Raw genomic sequence first — 1448 nt, forward strand, 5'->3', positions numbered from 1 at the left:
GGTAGAGACGGTGGAGCAGGAGTTGCCTGAGGCTGCTGCGGCGACCGCGGATGGGCTGGCGGATCGGTTGCGGTCGGCGGAGTCGACCGCGGATGTGGCGGCCGCGTTGAAGGCCTCGGGTGCGGTCGATGGGCTGCTGGAGCAGATCGACGGCGGCGAGTTGCAGCTGACCGGCGAAGGTGGGCTGCTGACCGGATTGTTGAAGCTCGCACTGGAGCGGGGCTTGCAGGCGGAGCTGACCGATCATCTCGGCTACGAGAAGGGCGCCCCCGAGGCGCGGGAGATCAGCAATTCCCGTAACGGCACCTCGCCGAAGACGGTGCTCACCGAGGCCGGGCCGGTGGAGTTGGCGATCCCGCGGGACCGGGACGGGTCATTCACACCGCAGCTGGTGCCGAAGGGAACCCGCCGCCTAGGGGGCCTCGACGACATGATCATCTCCCTCTACGCGGGCGGGATGACATTGCGGGACATCCAGTTCCACCTCCACTCGGTGTTCGGGACCGAGGTCTCGCACGAGACGATCAGCAAGATCGTCGACGAGATCAGCGAAGCGGTGATGGCGTGGCAGACCCGCCCGTTGGAGGCGCTGTATCCGGTGATCTACCTCGACGCCCTGGTGGTGAAAGTCAAGGACGGCGGGCACACCCGCAATAAGGCCGCGCACATTGCCGTCGGGGTGGACATGGCCGGCATCAAGCACGTGCTGGGGATCTGGGTGCAGCAGACCGAAGGCGCCGCGTTCTGGTCGACCGTGTGCGCGAACCTGGCTAACCGCGGAGTCAAGGACGTGCTGATCGTGTGCTGCGACGGCCTGACCGGGTTCCCCGAGGCGATCGCCGCGACCTGGCCGCAGACAACGGTCCAGACGTGCGTGGTGCACCTGATCCGCGCTGCCCTGCGGTTCGTGGCCTACAAGGACCGCAAAGCGGTCGCTACGGCGCTCAAGGAGGTGTATCAGGCCGCCGACGCCGGCGCCGCCAAAGCAGCGCTGGACGCCTTCTCCGGATCCGAGTTGGGGAAGCGGAACCCGTCGGTGACAGCGACTTTCGAACGGGCATGGCAGCAGTTCATCCCGTTCCTGGAGTTCCCACCCGAGGTTCGCAGGGTGATCTACACGACCAACAGCATCGAATCGCTGAACTACCAGCTCCGCAAGATCATCAAGAACCGCGGGCAGTTCCCCAACGACATGGCAGTGATCAAGCTGCTCTGGCTGGCGATCTGCGACATCGAGGACAAGCGGGCCTTGGCCCGGGCGAAGGAACGCGGCCAGAAAGGCAAACGGAAGGCCCCCGGCCGGCTCGTTGAAGGACAGGTCGTCACCAACTGGAAGCAGGCCATCGCGCAGTTGTCGGTGGCCTACCCGGAACGCATCAACCAGCACCTCTAAGCATGGCTAACAGAATTCAGGAACGACGGACTTACACAGAAAACTTGACAAGCTC

1 protein-coding gene is annotated in these 1448 nt (G+C 64.9%); it reads left to right on the forward strand.

What is annotated here, in order from left to right:
- The first annotated feature begins 55 nt into the window (after positions 1–55).
- The gene (locus HF999_RS22095; RefSeq protein WP_168547902.1) at positions 56–1393 is read left to right on the forward strand and encodes an IS256 family transposase; all 1338 of its coding nucleotides are present in this window, start codon (positions 56–58) and stop codon (positions 1391–1393) included.
- Positions 1394–1448: the final 55 nt, after the last annotated feature.

The organism is Tsukamurella spumae (assembly GCF_012396015.1).
Lineage (GTDB): Bacteria > Actinomycetota > Actinomycetes > Mycobacteriales > Mycobacteriaceae > Tsukamurella > Tsukamurella spumae.